The following is a 367-nucleotide window of genomic DNA, read 5'->3' as shown; positions in this document are numbered from 1 at the left end:
TCCGTAAAGGGGCGGTGATAACCGCTATTCACAGCAGTGCGCGCCGGGATCGCAGTTTTGAAATGGCGTTTACTGCCATTCCCTACTCTGAAACCGTGTGCTTCCGACCTGTGTTAATCCCCAAACCACGCATAGCGGGCACCCTGCCGGCCCGGGTGAGCAGCTCGGTAGTGAACGACCGGTATGGGGATATTGATAAAGACGGGTTGTATCGGGTGGCGTTTGATTTTGACCGGGCGGACTGGCCGCAGGGGGGAGAAAGCCTGTGGGTGCGTCTGGCTCGTCCCTATGCGGGTGACACCTACGGTTTTCACTGGCCGTTGCTGATAGGTACGGAAGTGGCGATCGCATTTGAAGGGGGCGACCC

At 58.6% G+C, this 367-nt stretch carries 1 protein-coding gene; it reads left to right on the top strand.

The genetic code is table 11. The features are described from left to right. A partial coding sequence (locus ABR397_RS23510; protein WP_350307809.1) for a phage baseplate assembly protein V occupies nt 1-367 on the top strand: 367 nt, incomplete at both ends.

The sequence above is a fragment of the Photorhabdus viridis genome (assembly GCF_040256935.1).
In the GTDB taxonomy this organism is placed as follows: Bacteria; Pseudomonadota; Gammaproteobacteria; order Enterobacterales; family Enterobacteriaceae; genus Photorhabdus; species Photorhabdus viridis.
This window is presented reverse-complemented; position numbering and strand designations above follow the sequence as displayed.